This window comes from Bacillus alkalisoli (assembly GCF_002797415.1).
In the GTDB taxonomy this organism is placed as follows: Bacteria; Bacillota; Bacilli; order Bacillales; family Bacillaceae_I; genus Bacillus_CD; species Bacillus_CD alkalisoli.
Genome location: NZ_KZ454944.1, coordinates 3,653,167 through 3,669,110, shown reverse-complemented (window position 1 = coordinate 3,669,110; position 15,944 = coordinate 3,653,167). Strand labels below are relative to the sequence as shown.

General features: G+C 37.8%; 17 protein-coding genes. 11 read left to right on the top strand and 6 right to left on the bottom strand.

Annotated elements, in window-relative coordinates; all coding sequences use genetic code 11:
- The first annotated feature begins 7 nt into the window (after window positions 1–7).
- A complete protein-coding gene (gene gatB, locus CDZ89_RS18220) occupies window positions 8–1,438 on the top strand; it encodes an Asp-tRNA(Asn)/Glu-tRNA(Gln) amidotransferase subunit GatB (RefSeq protein ID WP_100334191.1) in 1,431 nt (476 codons plus the stop codon).
- A 294-nt stretch (window positions 1,439–1,732) separates the two neighbouring features.
- Here gatB and CDZ89_RS18215 read toward each other — a convergent pair whose 3' ends face one another.
- Window positions 1,733–2,644 (bottom strand): M15 family metallopeptidase, encoded by a 912-nt coding sequence (locus CDZ89_RS18215; RefSeq protein ID WP_227521556.1) that lies wholly within the window; start codon window positions 2,642–2,644, stop codon window positions 1,733–1,735.
- A 327-nt stretch (window positions 2,645–2,971) separates the two neighbouring features.
- Here CDZ89_RS18215 and CDZ89_RS18210 point away from each other — a divergent pair, with 327 nt between their 5' ends.
- From CDZ89_RS18210 to CDZ89_RS18200, 3 genes are all read left to right on the top strand, one after another.
- Window positions 2,972–3,517: an NfeD family protein gene (locus CDZ89_RS18210; protein WP_096155794.1), complete on the top strand. Its 546-nt coding sequence runs from the start codon at window positions 2,972–2,974 to the stop codon at window positions 3,515–3,517.
- 12 nt (window positions 3,518–3,529) lie between these two features.
- Window positions 3,530–5,092: a flotillin family protein gene (locus CDZ89_RS18205; RefSeq protein WP_227521555.1), complete on the top strand. Its 1,563-nt coding sequence runs from the start codon at window positions 3,530–3,532 to the stop codon at window positions 5,090–5,092.
- A gap of 244 nt (window positions 5,093–5,336) precedes the next feature.
- Window positions 5,337–6,251 (top strand): diacylglycerol kinase, encoded by a 915-nt coding sequence (locus tag CDZ89_RS18200; protein ID WP_096155793.1) that lies wholly within the window; start codon window positions 5,337–5,339, stop codon window positions 6,249–6,251.
- A 71-nt stretch (window positions 6,252–6,322) separates the two neighbouring features.
- Here the strand turns inward: CDZ89_RS18200 and CDZ89_RS18195 are convergent, their stop codons facing one another.
- Both CDZ89_RS18195 and CDZ89_RS18190 read right to left on the bottom strand, forming a co-directional pair.
- The gene (locus CDZ89_RS18195) at window positions 6,323–6,742 is read right to left on the bottom strand and encodes an RDD family protein (protein WP_227521554.1); all 420 of its coding nucleotides are present in this window, start codon (window positions 6,740–6,742) and stop codon (window positions 6,323–6,325) included.
- Between the two features lie 164 nt (window positions 6,743–6,906).
- The gene (locus CDZ89_RS18190; protein ID WP_096155791.1) at window positions 6,907–7,506 is read right to left on the bottom strand and encodes an FMN-binding negative transcriptional regulator; all 600 of its coding nucleotides are present in this window, start codon (window positions 7,504–7,506) and stop codon (window positions 6,907–6,909) included.
- A gap of 224 nt (window positions 7,507–7,730) precedes the next feature.
- On the opposite strand from CDZ89_RS18190, the gene CDZ89_RS18185 reads away from it, so the two are divergent.
- From CDZ89_RS18185 to CDZ89_RS18175, 4 genes are all read left to right on the top strand, one after another.
- Window positions 7,731–7,922, top strand: coding sequence for a hypothetical protein (locus tag CDZ89_RS18185; RefSeq protein WP_096155790.1), 192 nt, complete (start codon window positions 7,731–7,733; stop codon window positions 7,920–7,922).
- 11 nt (window positions 7,923–7,933) lie between these two features.
- On the top strand, window positions 7,934–8,107 hold the full coding sequence (locus tag CDZ89_RS19830) for a hypothetical protein (RefSeq protein WP_227521553.1): 174 nt from the start codon (window positions 7,934–7,936) through the stop codon (window positions 8,105–8,107).
- Between the two features lie 78 nt (window positions 8,108–8,185).
- Window positions 8,186–9,559 (top strand): 23S rRNA (uracil(1939)-C(5))-methyltransferase RlmD, encoded by a 1,374-nt coding sequence (rlmD, locus tag CDZ89_RS18180; RefSeq protein ID WP_100334190.1) that lies wholly within the window; start codon window positions 8,186–8,188, stop codon window positions 9,557–9,559.
- A gap of 233 nt (window positions 9,560–9,792) precedes the next feature.
- Complete coding sequence (locus CDZ89_RS18175) at window positions 9,793–10,500, top strand: M48 family metallopeptidase (RefSeq protein WP_100334189.1); 708 nt, start codon at window positions 9,793–9,795, stop codon at window positions 10,498–10,500.
- 56 nt (window positions 10,501–10,556) lie between these two features.
- Here the strand turns inward: CDZ89_RS18175 and CDZ89_RS18170 are convergent, their stop codons facing one another.
- Together CDZ89_RS18170 and CDZ89_RS18165 are read right to left on the bottom strand one after the other, a co-directional pair.
- Window positions 10,557–11,399 carry a cupin domain-containing protein gene (locus CDZ89_RS18170; RefSeq protein WP_100334188.1) on the bottom strand — a complete coding sequence of 281 codons (843 nt, stop codon included), beginning with the start codon at window positions 11,397–11,399 and terminating at the stop codon, window positions 10,557–10,559.
- 211 nt (window positions 11,400–11,610) lie between these two features.
- Complete coding sequence (locus tag CDZ89_RS18165; protein WP_100334187.1) at window positions 11,611–12,495, bottom strand: AraC family transcriptional regulator; 885 nt, start codon at window positions 12,493–12,495, stop codon at window positions 11,611–11,613.
- A gap of 341 nt (window positions 12,496–12,836) precedes the next feature.
- On the opposite strand from CDZ89_RS18165, the gene CDZ89_RS18160 reads away from it, so the two are divergent.
- Window positions 12,837–13,364 (top strand): RNA polymerase sigma factor, encoded by a 528-nt coding sequence (locus CDZ89_RS18160; protein ID WP_157842796.1) that lies wholly within the window; start codon window positions 12,837–12,839, stop codon window positions 13,362–13,364.
- A complete protein-coding gene (locus CDZ89_RS18155) occupies window positions 13,354–14,175 on the top strand; it encodes a hypothetical protein (RefSeq protein WP_100334185.1) in 822 nt (273 codons plus the stop codon). Before CDZ89_RS18160 ends, CDZ89_RS18155 begins: the two co-directional genes overlap by 11 nt.
- 173 nt (window positions 14,176–14,348) lie before the next feature.
- Here CDZ89_RS18155 and CDZ89_RS18150 read toward each other — a convergent pair whose 3' ends face one another.
- Window positions 14,349–14,774 carry a DUF4064 domain-containing protein gene (locus CDZ89_RS18150; protein WP_227521552.1) on the bottom strand — a complete coding sequence of 142 codons (426 nt, stop codon included), beginning with the start codon at window positions 14,772–14,774 and terminating at the stop codon, window positions 14,349–14,351.
- Window positions 14,775–14,957: 183 nt separating this feature from the next.
- On the opposite strand from CDZ89_RS18150, the gene CDZ89_RS18145 reads away from it, so the two are divergent.
- On the top strand, window positions 14,958–15,920 hold the full coding sequence (locus tag CDZ89_RS18145) for an alpha/beta hydrolase (protein ID WP_100334184.1): 963 nt from the start codon (window positions 14,958–14,960) through the stop codon (window positions 15,918–15,920).
- Window positions 15,921–15,944: the final 24 nt, after the last annotated feature.

Below are 15,944 nucleotides of genomic sequence, written 5' to 3'. Positions count from 1 at the left end.
GAGAAATGTGGGTTTTGAAACAATTATTGGATTGGAAGTTCATGTAGAGCTTAAAACACGTTCGAAAATATTTTCAGCAAGTCCAAATGAATTCGGGGCTGAGCCAAACACGAATACAAGTGTTGTAGAATTAGGATATCCAGGTGTTTTACCTGTTTTAAATAAGCAAGCGGTGGAATTTGCGATGAAAGCCGCAATGGCACTAAACTGTGAAGTTGCAACAGATACGAAGTTTGACCGTAAAAATTACTTTTATCCAGATAACCCGAAAGCATACCAAATATCTCAGTTTGATAAGCCAATCGGAGAAAATGGCTGGATTGATATTGAAGTAAATGGAGAGAAAAAACGAATTGGCATTACTCGTCTTCATTTAGAAGAAGATGCAGGAAAATTAACACATACAAATGAAGGATATTCATTAGTCGATTTTAACCGTCAAGGTACGCCGTTAGTGGAAATTGTATCAGAGCCGGATATTCGTACACCTGAAGAAGCATATGCTTATTTAGAAAAATTAAAGTCCATTATCCAATATACAGGTGTATCAGATTGTAAGATGGAAGAAGGATCATTACGCTGTGATGCGAACATCTCACTACGTCCTGTTGGGCAAAAAGAGTTTGGGACGAAAACGGAATTGAAGAATTTAAACAGCTTTGCATTCGTTCAAAAAGGATTAGAGTTCGAAGAAAAGCGTCAAGCAGAAGTATTGAATGCAGGTCGAGAAATTCGCCAAGAAACTCGCCGTTATGACGAGGCAACGAAAACGACTATTTTAATGCGTGTAAAAGAAGGTTCGGACGACTATCGTTATTTCCCAGAACCGGATTTATTAGCGTTACATATTGATGATGAGTGGAAAGAAAGAGTGCGAAAGTCGATTCCCGTATTACCTGATGCTCGTAAAAAGAGATATATCGACGAGCTCGGCTTGCCAGCTTATGATGCCCAAGTATTAACGGTAACGAAAGAAATGGCAGATTTCTTTGAGGAAACGGTTGACAGTGGGGCAGATCCAAAACTTTCATCTAACTGGTTAATGGGAGAGGTTTCTGCGTATTTGAACGCCGAGGGCAAAGATCTTGAAGATACTTCGCTAACTCCTAGTGGATTAGCTGGTATGATTAAGCTGCTAGAAAAAGGTACTATTTCGTCTAAAATAGCGAAAAAGGTATTTAAAGAGTTAATTGAAAATGGTGGAGAGGCTGAAGAGATTGTAAAAGCAAAAGGCTTAGTCCAGATCTCGGATGAAGGTGCACTTCGTCAAATGGTTACGGACGCCCTTGATGCGAATCCGCAATCTGTGGAAGATTTTAAGGCGGGTAAAGAGAGAGCAATCGGCTTTTTAGTTGGTCAAATTATGAAAGCTTCAAAAGGTCAAGCGAACCCGCAGATGGTAAATGGGATTTTGTTAGAGGAAATGAAGAAGAGGTAAAAATATATACTAAGTTAGTTCGGTGTCCCTGCTCTCGATTGGAGCGGGGATTTTTAGTTTTAAGGAAATTATAGAATTTTTTCGGACGAGAAAAAAAGAGGAAGATGACCTTCATAAGTCGTATGAAGTTCATTTTGACCGAGCAAAAAACAGAAATTGAACTTGATAAGGCGTATGAAGTTCACTTTGGCCAAGAAAACAATAGAAAATAAACTTGATAAGGCTGATGAAGTTCACTTTGGCAAATACCTGACCACTTTTAGCCAAGCATCTAACAACCCCTAATCCCTAAAACTAAATCTCCCCAATCCCATTCATATACTCTTCCAAAGTAAGTCCACTATTAAACACTTCTGTTGCTAATTCCACACCAATATATCGAAAATGCCATGGTTCAAAAGCGTAGCCTGTTATATCGGTTTTTCCTTTAGGATAACGTAAAATAAAACCATATTCGTGTGCATGGCTAGCCAACCATTTACCTTCCTCAGTCTTCTCAAATTTTTCGGTTAACTGCAAGTTAACACTCTTAGCTGTTATATCCATTGCTAGTCCAGTCTGATGTTCGCTTGTACCAGGCCTAGCGACATATAACACCGCTTTTTCATAACCATAATTCTTAATTTCTTGATCAAATAACCATGATTGTGTTTCGTAAGATCTATAACCTGACCTAGCATAAAAAATAATATTCTCTGCTTCAGCACTATGGAACATTTTTTCTAATGCCTTAGATGCTTCTTTACGAAGTAGTGCATTTTCTACTTTTTTATCGCCGAAAGAAAACCGCACATTCGGACGTACAAGGTCATTAGGACGGTGATTTTTAGGTAATGCTCGTTGTTTATTTACGACAACTGCTACTGCAGTAGGATTAGATACTACAGGGATCGCTTCTTCCTTTGGTACGTCTTTCTTTTTAGGTTTTTCCTCTTGCTTCGGTTTCTCTTCTTCCTTAGGCTTATCTGCTGGAGTTGGCTTTACTTCGACAACTGGAGGAGATTCTACTATTTCACTCTCTAATTCCTCTTCCACTTTTACAACGAGAAATCCGTTCAGGTCATATCTTTTTGCATTTAACTCAATCGTTTTTTGTACGTGTTTCTCTACTAATAATTGCTCCTTTATTTCTACAGAATATAAATTTGAACATCCAGTTACAATTAGACATATTACAATAGATAAACCGAAATGATGAATTTTCAAAATGGCTCTCCTTTAAACTTATTCTTCCTTGTAATTTCATTATAAAATAATTTCCTAAATTTGAAACTTTTAAATTAATATTTCGTAATAAAGTAGAAAGGTTTTTACAATACTTTGTATAATTAGTAAAGGTAGGGAAATTTTTTTGAGTTTCGTTTAGTGAAAAACGAAATTATTACTTTCCAATTAAGTAGCATGTTTGTAATTTTGTTACTTACTGATTGATAAAAATTAGTTTCAACTCGTTTTTCGTAAAGTAATAGTACATTATGAAACTCTCTCAGGTAGGGAAAAATGCAATGAAAACATAAGTAGGAGAAGATGCGTATGACGTTGTTTGGCATGGACATGGTGAGCATTTATTTATGGTCATTAGTTATATTTGGGTGTTTTACATTGCTTTACATTTTACTAGGAGATATTCTTGATGGAATTTTTGGTGCAGTGGAGGCTGGTCCTTTTAATCCATCCGTTATTTTATCATTTTTTACGATCTTTTCTGCATCAGGATACATTTTAGAAAAGTTTATAGGAGTAAGTAGTGGTGTCACACTAATCATTTCTTCTATCATTTCACTATTTCTAGTAACGTTACTCTATCTTTTTGTTTTCATCCCACTTAAGTCAGCAGAAACGTCACTTGGATATTCAGATGAAGATTTAAAAGGGAAAGTAGGAAAAGTAATCATATCTATACCGGAAGATGGTTTTGGGGAAGTAGTTATGTCCATTGGTGGTAGTACGGTGAATCGATCGGCGCAAAGTTTTAACAATGTAGCGATTCCTTACGATACAGAAGTATTAATCATCGATGTTCAAAAAGGGGTAATTTTCGTTACTCCATATAATGAGTTTTTAGAGACAAATCAATAGGAGGGAAACACAATGGAAGCAGAAATTTTAATCATTATTGGTATTGTAGTCTTTTTACTTCTTGCACTAATTGGTGTATTTGTAGCAAGGTATAAGACAGTTGGTCCAGACGAAGCGTTAATCATAACAGGTAGCTACTTAGGTGGGAAAAATGTTCATGTAGACGAATCGGGAAATAAAATTAAAATCGTCCGAGGTGGCGGTGCATTTATCGTTCCAGTATTCCAACAAGCAGAACCACTAAGCTTACTATCTATTAAATTAGACGTAAGAACACCAGAGGTATATACAGAACAAGGTGTTCCAGTAATGGCAGACGGTACAGCGATTATTAAAATCGGTAACTCCATCGGTGACATTGCTACAGCTGCGGAGCAATTTTTAGGAAAAAGAAAAGAAGATTTAGAGAATGAAGCACGTGAAGTATTAGAAGGTCACTTACGTTCTATTCTTGGATCGATGACAGTAGAAGAAATCTACAAAAATCGTGAAAAATTCTCTCAAGAAGTTCAACGTGTTGCTTCACAAGACTTAGCAAAAATGGGTCTAATTATTGTATCTTTTACCATCCGTGATATTCGCGATAACAATGGATACTTAGAATCTCTTGGACGTCCACGTATTGCCCAAGTAAAACGTGACGCAGATATTGCAACAGCTGAAGCGGATAAAGAAACACGTATTAAACGTGCGGAAGCATCAAAGGATGCGCAACGTGCTGAGTTAGAACGTGCAACTGAAATTGCAGAAGCAGAGAAAATTAATCAGCTAAAAGTAGCAGAATATAGAAGAGAGCAAGACAGTGCCAAAGCACGTGCTGACCAAGCGTACCATTTAGAAGAAGCGCGTTCGAAGCAAGAAGTTACAGAGCAACAAATGCAAGTTCAAATTATTGAGCGTCAAAAACAAATTGAACTAGAAGAAAAAGAGATTCTTCGCCGTGAGCGTCAATATGATTCTGAAGTAAAGAAGAAAGCAGATGCGGATCGTTACGCTGTAGAGCAAGCAGCTGCGGCAGATAAAGCTCGTCAAATGGCAGAAGCCGATGCTCAAAAATACCGTATCGAAGCAATGGCAAAAGCAGAAGCAGAAAAAGTACGTATCGACGGTATCGCAAAAGCAGATGCAGAACGTGCGCAAGGGGAAACGCAAGCGGAGATTATCCGACTAAAAGGTTTAGCAGAAGCAGAAGCGAAAGAAAAGATTGCAGAAGCATTCGAGCAGTTCGGTCAAGCCGCAATTCTAGATATGATTTTAAAAATGCTTCCTGAATATGCAAAACAAGTTGCAAGCCCACTTAGCAACATCGACAAAATTACAGTTGTCGATACTGGTGGAAACGGTGAGAACAGCGGTGCTAACAAAATTACTGGTTACGCAACAAACTTAATGTCCACACTACAAGAATCATTAAAAGCTTCTTCTGGCATTGATGTAAAAGAGTTAATCGAAAACTTCTCTGGAAAAGCAAACGTGCGTGGCAGCATCGACTCGTTAACAAACGAAATCGCAGCCAAAAATGCAGTAAAACAAAACAGCACAGAGCCAACTGGCCAAGATAAGCAACAAGACTAATCAAATGCATAAGGCCACCAACGAACATCTTCTCGCTGGTGGCTTTAATTTTTAAATGGAAGATTTTCCCCCGACGAATTTCATCACTTTGCTACGAATACTATACTGTTTTCAGACATAATAATTGCTTTATACAGGCTATTTGAGCTAATATGTAATCTAGCGGATATTTATTCCCTTTATTTGGTATGAGGATGAGAAGACTGTATGATAAGCCGAAATTAAAAAATAGGATGATGAATACATGAAACGAGCACGAATTATATATAATCCTACATCTGGAAGAGAATTGTTTAAGAAGCATTTACCTGAAGTGTTGGCGATAATGGAACAAGCAGGCTACGAGACTTCTTGTCATGCGACAACGTGCTCAGGTGATGCGATTAGTGCAGCGAGAGTAGCAGTCGAGCGTAAGTATGACTTAGTAATCGCTGCAGGTGGAGACGGTACGATTAATGAAGTAATAAACGGTCTTGCAGAACAAGAATATCGACCAAAGATCGGAGTAATCCCTGTTGGTACGACTAACGACTTTGGACGTGCTCTTGGCTTGCCTCGTGAAGATATTTTAGAAGCTGCTAGATTGATTGCAAACGGGGTACCAATGCCCGTTGATATTGGAAAAGTGGTACAAGGTGATAGTCAGCAGTATTTTATTAACATTGCAGGTGGCGGAAAATTGACGGAACTAACATACGATGTACCAAGTAAGCTAAAAACAGCCATTGGTCAATTAGCATACTACTTAAAAGGTATCGAGATGTTACCTTCTATTAGGCCGTCAGATGTTTATATTGAATACGATGGAAAAGTGTACGAAGGGGAAATTATGTTATTTCTTGTATCACTAACCAATTCAGTAGGCGGTTTTGAAAAACTAGCACCAGATTCTTGTTTGAACGATGGAATGTTTGACCTTATTATCTTAAAAAAGGCGAACATCGCCGACTTTATTAAAGTAGCAACATTAGCTCTTCGTGGAGAGCATATTAAAGATTCACATATCATCTACACAAAAGCAAACCGTATCAAAATACAAACAAAAGAAAAAATGCAACTTAACTTAGATGGCGAATTCGGTGGCTTATTGCCAGGAGAATTCGAAAACCTATACAGACATGTAGAATTTATCGTATCGAAAGAAAGAGCAGAAAAATAAGAAATTGGGGACGGGGTTAGATTTCACATTCCAATGTGAAATCTAACCCCGTCCCCAATTTTCATCTTAGATTAGTCCTCACTCACATACGTTCCTCCAATAAAATCATGAATTGCTCTTTTATCATCGCGGAATATAACCATGAAGATACTAATGATAATACTTATGCCGAATGTAAGAAAAGTAAGGAGAAATCGGCCGACAAATTCACGTAAAATCATATTTGGAAATGTAACAAATTCATTGTCCTTATATCTACGTATTCTAATTTTGCAAATCCTTTTACCAATATCATAACCATGCCATAAAGAGGGCACAAGCGTTGAGTATGCGGTGTAAAGTAGTTGTACCATTAACCCTCTTAATAAATCACTTAACTGGTCGCTTGCCACAAAAGTAATAAATGTCAAAACAACACCAGTAACAATAAGTGAATCAAGCAAACTTGCTAAAAACCTAGCAGAAAAACGAGCGGGTCTTCTAATCTCCAAAAAGCTCACCTCCATGATAATCCGGTACGGGGTTTATTTCTCATTTATAAAGGAATGTGAAATCAAACCCCGTCCCCAGTTTACATCTACACACATCATGATAACATAAAAAAAGAGACGGAATTGATTTCACATAGACGAAACCGACCGTCATAACATATCTCTCAACCCTTCATCCATTTCGCAACGTCTTTTGCTTGATCAGTACCGACCTTTTGCAACTCATTCACTACTCGACCTTGCCTTTCAACGGAATGATTTTGACTTAACTTTGCAGTGGCTTCCACTCTGCTAATAGGAAGTTTAAAACAAACCAGTCCGTTATATAAGCCATCTAAGTAACTCGCAGATACATTTTCGAGCTTATAAGAGCTGTCCACTCCTTCATACTTATCAACCATTTTAGAAAGCAGTGCTTTAACCTCTTCAGCATCTTCTACTATCTCTACTTTTCCATAAACATGAACAGCTACGTAATTCCAAGTAGGTACCGCATCGGTTGTTTCATACCAAGATGGAGAAATATAACTATGTGGTCCATGAAAAATAGCTAACACTTCTTGTCCATCCAATTCTCTCCACTGTTTATTAGCACGTGCAAAATGACCAGATAAATAATTCTCTTCCCTATGTACCAGCAATGGTATGTGAGTTGCGGTTGGCACGCCATCTTTATAAGAAACTACAGTAGCAAACGAATTTTCCTCTATAACTTGAAACACGTTATCCTCATTTTCCAACCTATAATACTTCGGTGTATACATAATAATCATCCGCCAATCTTTAAAGTGTGAAATGGGGACGGGGTTTATTTCACATTATCGAATAACCTTCGTTAACTAATGTGTTTAGTTAAATGTGAAACGAACCCCGTCCCCATTTCACACCGAATTTTATTTTTAATATAATACGAAATTTAGAAACTTTTACATTATTATAACGTAAATATGACATAAGGTATCTTACAAAATAAAAGGAAGTGGCCGCGATGGATATTGCGTTATTGGCACTTGTTTTTCCGATTGTTTGGCTGTTATGTTTAATCGCCTTTTTATGGGTGTTTTTTGATGCACAAAAGAAACAAGGTACCAATATTGGTTGTATATGGGCATTAGTTGTACTAATTTTAGGACCGATTGGGCTTTTAGCATATTTGATTGTTAGAAACTTAGATATATAGGGGGATTTCAAATGGAAATATTTTTTCTATTATGGTGGGTTATCGGAATTGTAGCTTTATTTTGGGTTTACAATGATGCTGCCGATAAACGTGGCACAAACATTGGATGTTTATGGGCACTAATCGTCTTTATCCTTGGCCCTTTAGGTTTTATTGCGTATTTATTTGTTCGAAACGCAGATTAAATCATTTAGTGAACTGGAATGAACAGAGTGGAATATGGTACAATCGGATAAGCATTTTAACGTGAAGGAAGATCTGATATGAATACAACCATACCTCCAGTTCAGAAAAACGAATACTATCATGTGACATTTGAAGATTTGACACATGACGGAGCTGGGGTAGCTAAGATAGATGGCTATCCTATTTTTGTGTCTGGTGCTTTACCTGAAGAGGAAGCAAACATTAAAGTTATAAAAGTGAAAAAAGGATATGCCATTGGCCGCCTGATAGAAACATATAAAGAGAGTCCGTACCGTGTCGAAGCACCATGTCCAATCTATAAACAATGTGGCGGATGTCAGCTTCAACACTTAAGCTATGAAGGTCAATTAATAGCGAAAAGAAAGCAAGTACAAGACGTACTTGAGCGAATTGGTGGATTAAAAGATGTCCCAGTTCACCCTGTACTTGGCATGAGCGAACCGTGGCGTTACCGTAACAAGGCGCAAGTGCCTATTGGCGAGCGGGAAGGTGGTCTCGTGGCAGGTTTTTACCAACAGCGTACCCACGAAATCATTGAAATGAAAGAGTGTTTAATTCAACAAGAAAAGAACGATGAAGTCGTCCAAACAGTTAAAGCAATTTGCGAAAAATATGGCGTTAGAGCGTATGATGAACCAAAGCATAGAGGTGTACTCCGTCATATTATGGCACGTTACGGGCTAGTGACAGGAGAAGTAATGGTTGTCCTTGTGACGAAACCGGCTGAATTACCTAATAAAAAAGAGATTATTGCAGAAATCGCAGAGCAGGTACCTAATGTAAAATCTATCGTTCAAAACGTTAACTCCAAGAAGACGAACGTCATTTTTGGCGATGCGACAAACGTACTTTGGGGAGAAGAATATATTTATGACTTCATTGGTGATATAAAATTCGCCATTTCAGCACGCTCGTTCTATCAAGTCAACCCAGAGCAAACGAAAGTGTTATATGGGAAGGCTTTGGAATACGCTCAGCTTACGGGAGAAGAAAATGTCATTGATGCATATTGTGGCATTGGCACCATTTCGTTATTTTTAGCGCAAAAAGCAAAAAAAGTGTACGGAGTAGAAATAGTTCCTGAGGCAATTGAAGATGCGAAGCGAAACGCTACCTTAAATGAAATAAACAACGTAGAATTTGCGGTTGGGGAAGCGGAAGTAGTCATCCCGAACTGGTATAAACAAGGTATAAAAGCAGACACCCTTGTCGTCGATCCACCAAGAAAAGGATGTGACGACGCGCTTTTACAAACCATTATTGAAATGAAGCCTAAAAGAGTAGTCTACGTTTCTTGCAATCCAGCGACGTTAGCTCGTGACCTGAAAGTGCTAGAAGGCGGCGGATACAAGACAGTTGAAGTCCAGCCAGTTGATATGTTCCCACAGACAACGCATTGTGAAGCCGTTGCGCTTATTGAGTTAAAATAGTGAGGAAGATTTTGTTCGTAGCGTTAACTTGAGTAAAGATTGTTTTACGTTTCCTCGGACTAATGGTCTGAGGTTTTTTTAGAACGCTACAGACTAAAGATACACGTATGTTCCGTAAGATGGTGAATGCAGTAGCTATACCGTATTGTCACAATGCTCTATTTTAATGATAAATTATCCTCGTCCCGGTTTCTCACTATATTGAAAAAGTACATGATATGTAAGGTGATAAAATGATACATACTTATTCCGGAGAAACAATTCATTTTGAGATAAAGTACAAAAATCGGACATCCATTGCAATTCATATGGACGGCTATGGAAATGTGGAAGTCCATGCTCCTAAAGGTACGCCAGATGAAAAAGTGATTCAATTGTTAGAAGAAAAATGGGATCTGATTCAGCAAAAATCAAAGGAAATGAAGGATAGACTGCTTGGGCAGCAGGAGAAGGCCTATAATCAAGAGGAAAGTGTTCTTTTTTTAGGGAAAACGTTTCCTGTAAAAATTATTCAAGATACTACCATTCAACAAGACTATGCCATGTTTGACGAAAAACATATAAATGTATATGTGAAACAGGCGGAGGACGAAAAGATAAAACAAGCCTTAAAGCGGTTCTATTATCAAGAATGTAAGGCTTTAGTAGAGAAAAGTATCAAACACTATCAAAGTAACTTTAAAGTAAAACCTCGCTCTATCCGTATTTCTGATAGTAAAACTACGTGGGGAACTTGTGATTCCCAATTAAAGTTAACGTTTAATTGGAGGCTGGCAATGGCCCCGATTAAAGTGATTGATTATGTAGTTGTCCATGAAATGTGTCATATGGTGCATCTGAATCACGACCGTTCCTTCTGGCGCCTTGTCGGAAAAATATCACCAGACTATAAAGAGCAGGAAAGTTGGTTAGCGCAGTCAAGTTGGAAAATGACTGTTTAATGGGTTTTAGGGATCAGGAGTAGTTGCCCTGCCCCCTAAAATCCACCATATCCTCACTACATATTCTTACTTTGCTGAAGAAGTTTCGATTCTCCTGTTTGTTCCCAGCGTTCAACTGTTTCGTATGCTTCTTCTGGGGAGTAGCCCTTGCCTACTAGAACGCCCATTAGAATAAATTCTTGAAGAATGTGCGTAGCATTTATTCCTCTTTGCACATCCTCTAACCCTTCTTCTACCAAAAACTCTGTGTACTTCACCCATTCATCTGGAGTTTTGCCAAAAACAACGGTGTTACCATTTGTATGCTCATGCTCTTCCGCAGCCTCAGCCTCAGCTTTCGTTGCGTGAACAGTACCGAACGGGTGGTTTGGCGGTGCGTAAATGGAATAAAGTTTCAGTGGCGTACTACCTGTATTAGTTAGATTGTGCCAAGCTCCGGCAGGGATAACGATGGAATAATCATCATAAACTTCTTGCTGTAGCGTTAAGTTATCTGCTCTATTCCCCATCTGAACAATTCCTTCTCCTTGTTCAATTCGTAAAAATTGATCAACATCAGGATGCATTTCTAATCCAATGTCTTCGCCAACATTAAGGCTCATCAATGTAATTTGAAATTGTGACCCTGTCCATAAGGCTGTACGGAAAGTATCATTTTGTAGCGTTGCTTTATTGATATCCACAACAAACGGATTTGGGCCGTAATCTTGTAATGCTATACCTCCATTTTCGTTCGAATAACGGTGGCAATAGTATTGGTGATAAGAGTTGTTTACATAAGGGTGAGTCCAGTGGCCTAACTGTCTTTCATAGTTAGGAACATTCACATAATAAGGCTGTTGAGACGGTTGATACGAGTAAAAGCTTTGATACGGATACAAATAATGAGAGTGGTGCATTTTTCCTCCATCCTTTCACATTTCATAAAACTATCCTATGCGTTTGTGGAAGGAATGAGCATGGTCATCGATTTTCAGTGCCGGGGACACCCAACTTATTAAAACTTTAACGCCCTGGAGTCTGGCTCCAATTTTCTATATTTGTCTAGATAAAATGAAACCGATAAAACAAATAAAACCCAATCCTCTATAAAAGAGAATTGGGCTGTACTTATGCATTCTTTTTCTTAACAGGAATATAGATGTCCATTACTTTTTCAGCGCCAAAGCACCTTTCATCATATAACTCAAAGTCTACAACTCCACTATATTCATAATCTGAATGAGGGAACCATTCAGCAAAGATATGTTGCCAAGTGGATTGAATGGCAGATGAGAAAGTCTCATCCGTTGCCTTTGGCGTAGTAAATACTGCATACTCTTGCTCAGGATAACTTCTATACGACATTCCTTCAGGTGCTTCTGCGCCGTTAGCTACTTCTTTTCCGATTACATAAACAAATTCACCAGTTTCCGAGCAAAAGTCAGAACAAATACCAAGCTCTTCATATTTTTTAATTGGACCAGGAATTTTTGAGCCTAAATCGTTTTGAATGTAATGTTGCCAAAATACCGGGATATCTTTATTGTTCTGACCGTCTTCTGTTTTTGTTTTAAGTTCGTATCCAATGATGTGAAATGCAGGTTTCGTAACAAATTTTAGTTCCATTGTACTTCCTCCTGTTAACTGTTTTGGATGTAGATAGGCTTTTCCACGTAAGGGTCCTGAAAGTGATTTAGCATTTCGATATTGTACCGGTGACACACCGAATACTTTTTTAAACGACCGATTAAATGACACTTGGTATTGAAATCCTACTTCTATAGCGATATCTAATACCTTTTCATTAGAATAATATAATCGTTCTGCAGCATATGTAAGCCTTCGTTTTCTTACATACTCCATCACCGATTCCCCAACCAACGCTTGAAAAATTCGATGAAAATGATATGGAGAAAAACATGCAATCTCTGCTAAGTTCTCTAATGAGATATCTTCATGCAAATTTTCTTCAATATAATCAATCGTCCGCTTAATATGAATCTCATAGTCCATTCACTTCACCTACCTTTTTTACTATATCACTTATCAAACGTTTGTTCTTAACATTTTTTGCTATTTTACTTATAAAGAAAAGTATCTATAAGGACTTATTAGTACCTTGTTGTTGGTGGGACTAAGAAAAATGAAAAAGCAACTATTAGAGTAATAGTCGCTTCTCGATCTGTTGCATTTAAAAACCCGGTCCTCATTTCTCACATAAGACACGAAAATGAAAAGGGTAAATAAAATTTAATTTATAATAAAGGAAGATGAAAAAAGTGTAACTTTTAGGGTGTTTTCACGTCCTTAGAATAAGCAAATTTGCGAAAGTGTTTTTGAAAGAGGTGAAACGGGTGGAAGGAGAATGGACAAAACAAAAGCTAAACGAATGGTACGGCAATTACAGCGATGAAATTTATCGCTATGTTCTGATGATGACCGGTGATCAAGAACTAGCGAAAGATTTGACGCATGACACATTTATTAAAGCATATCTAAATCTTGATAGTTACAGAGGAGATACAAGTGAACGAAACTGGCTGTATAAAATTGCACGGAATGCAGCGTATGATGAGTTTCGTAAAAGAAAGTCATTTCGATTTGTGATGGAAACGTTTGCTGCAAATCTAACTTCAACGGATTATATCCCTGAACAGGTAACCCAGCAAGGTGAATATGAAACACAAGTGTACCGTTCTCTTCAAAAGATAAAGAGGTCTTATCGTGATGTCATTATATTGAGAAAAGTAAAAGAGCTATCGATTCGTGAGACTGCAGATATTTTAAATTGGAACGAAGGAAAAGTAAAAACTACGTTACACAGAGCGTTAGAAGCCTTGAAGAAACAAATGAAAAAGGAGGGCTATAACCATGAAACATGATCAAGAAGAGACGAAATTAGATGCCTCACTGAAAAGTTATCAAGCTATTGAATTAGGTGAAGAGGAAAAAAAGGAGGTTTATGCAAAGATGATGAAGACACATGAAAAATTGACAAAACCACCAAAATGGAAATGGGATTTTCGTCCATTGCTATCTTTTGTAGCAGTAGGAATCTTGTTGCTTGGGGGAGGTTTTTTCCTAACAACACAACTGTTAGAAAAGGAAGAAGGTCAACTTGGAGACAAGAAGGAAGAAGCGGAGATAGAGGCAAATTCACCGTATGAAAAGCTAGAGAAAGAAGTCGCAGCAAGGATAGGGGGACCTGTGTTCATTCCTTATGATGTAGGAATTCCACTAAGGACTGCTAGCGTTCATTATGAGTATGAAAATGTGGATGGGAAAGTAACAATTGGGGAGCCTGTGGGGGCTGCATTCGCCTATACAAATGCGGAGGTAGGAGAAGAAGACCTAGAGCAATACGCTCATATACTGGAAAACAGCGCTGGATCAATAGAAATGCTATATGGTGAACATATCGCATATGTAAAGCAAACTGTTCAATTTAGTATCATGAATAAAGATTTCATGCACATTGATTCTATCAACCGGATTCTATTAGGAGAAGAAAGCACTATTGGCGACAAAACTGTTTATTACAGGGTCTATGAAAGAGAGGAACCTGCTTTTAGACGAATTAGCTTTACGTTAGATGAATTTATTTATTCATATTCATTTACACTAAGCGAAATCACCGAAAATCAAGCTTTTGAATTTGTAGAGAAGGCGATAGAGCAAATGAATAATGAATAAAAAATAATGAAGGAAAAGGGTTGAGTAGAAAATTTCTCAACCTTTTAATCTTCATTTTAAACGGCCCTATTTACGGGTCATAACTACTGACTCAAAAATTCAAGAAAAAAGAGACAGTCTGAACTGTCCCTTACCCAAATCGTAAACTATACCTATTTAATATTCTATAACTATCAAACTTCCGGAGTTACTACCTTAGGTTTCCTAACGAAACACATGATTCCTGCAATCAAGAAAAGTAAACCAGGTAAGAACCCAAATCCAACTGTTCCAACTGTTATGACAACTGCTGCAAGAATAAGAGCGATACCTGCAAGAATAGGTTTTTTATTGCCTTTTATCGCCCAAGTACCAACTAATCCTAAAATAAGTGACACAATTCCAACAATAATAAGCGTAGGCCCTACAGACTCAATCATGCCGAAGAAACCTTCTAAATCTTCTGCTGCTAAAGCAGGATCAGCTGCTAGTTCATCCTTCATTGAATCTTGAAAGTCTGAGTTTGTTGCAAGGCTATTTACCAAAAATCCAATCATGGATAAAAGCCCACTCAAGACAATACCAATAACTGCCAAAATCATTTCTGTTGAACGCTTCAAAGTACTTTCCCCCACTATATGTATTGCTCCAATTTAAAATTAGAAGCTTATAACTATTATAGTTTCATATACAAAAAAATACATCCTAAAATTGTAAATAAAACAAATTTTTTACTCAATATATTTTATACTTTTATAAAGTACTTATTTACTACATAATAAAACATATATAGGGGGAAAAAGATGAAAAAGAAACTAATTATATACTCGTCTATTGTTCTAGTAATTTTACTCGTTGCATACGGTGCTATCGGAAACTATTTTTACAATTATGCTTTAAATGCCCAAGACGAAAAAGAGTTTATGGAAGACAATCCACATTTACAAGAAAGTGTGGCGGTTATGGCTGACGTTGCGGAGGCAGCAGAGCAAGCCGATAATCAATTTAAATTAGACCACCCACCAACAGAAACATCCATTATCTCTAACGACAAAAAACAATTAAAACTACAAGGTTACATTTATGAAAATGAAGAAGCCAACTCAAAATGGGCAATTGTTGCACATGGATATACGAGTAGAGCATCCAGCATGACAAGATACATCCGCAATTTCCATGAACAAGGCTATAATGTGTTAGCTCCAGATCTCAGAGGTCATGGCAACAGTGAAGGGAACTATATCGGAATGGGCTGGCATGACAGGTTGGACATGCTACAATGGATTGACGAAATCATTCAAAAAGACCCAAATGCCGAAATTGTGTTATTCGGAGTTTCAATGGGTGGAGCTACAGTCATGATGGCATCCGGAGAAGAGCTACCTTCCAACGTTAAAGTAATTGTACAAGACTGTGGTTACTCTTCTGTTAGCGATGTATTCACCTACCAACTCGATGACCTATTCGGACTACCGCCATTTCCGGTACTGAACGCAGCCAATACTGTAACAAATATACGTGCAGGATATGACCTTTTCGAAGCGTCTGCCGTCAACCAAGTGGCAAAAAGCAAAACACCAATCCTCTTCATCCACGGAGATGAAGACACGTTCGTTCCATATGAAATGTTATACGAAGTGTATGAAGCGGCAACAGTAGAAAAAGAAAAACTTATCATTAAAGGCGCAGGCCACGGGGATGCAGAAAAAGTAGACCCAGAAACATATTGGAACACAGTATGGAGCTTTATAGGAAAATTCATGTAATAACAAAGGAGTGAGACAGCCATC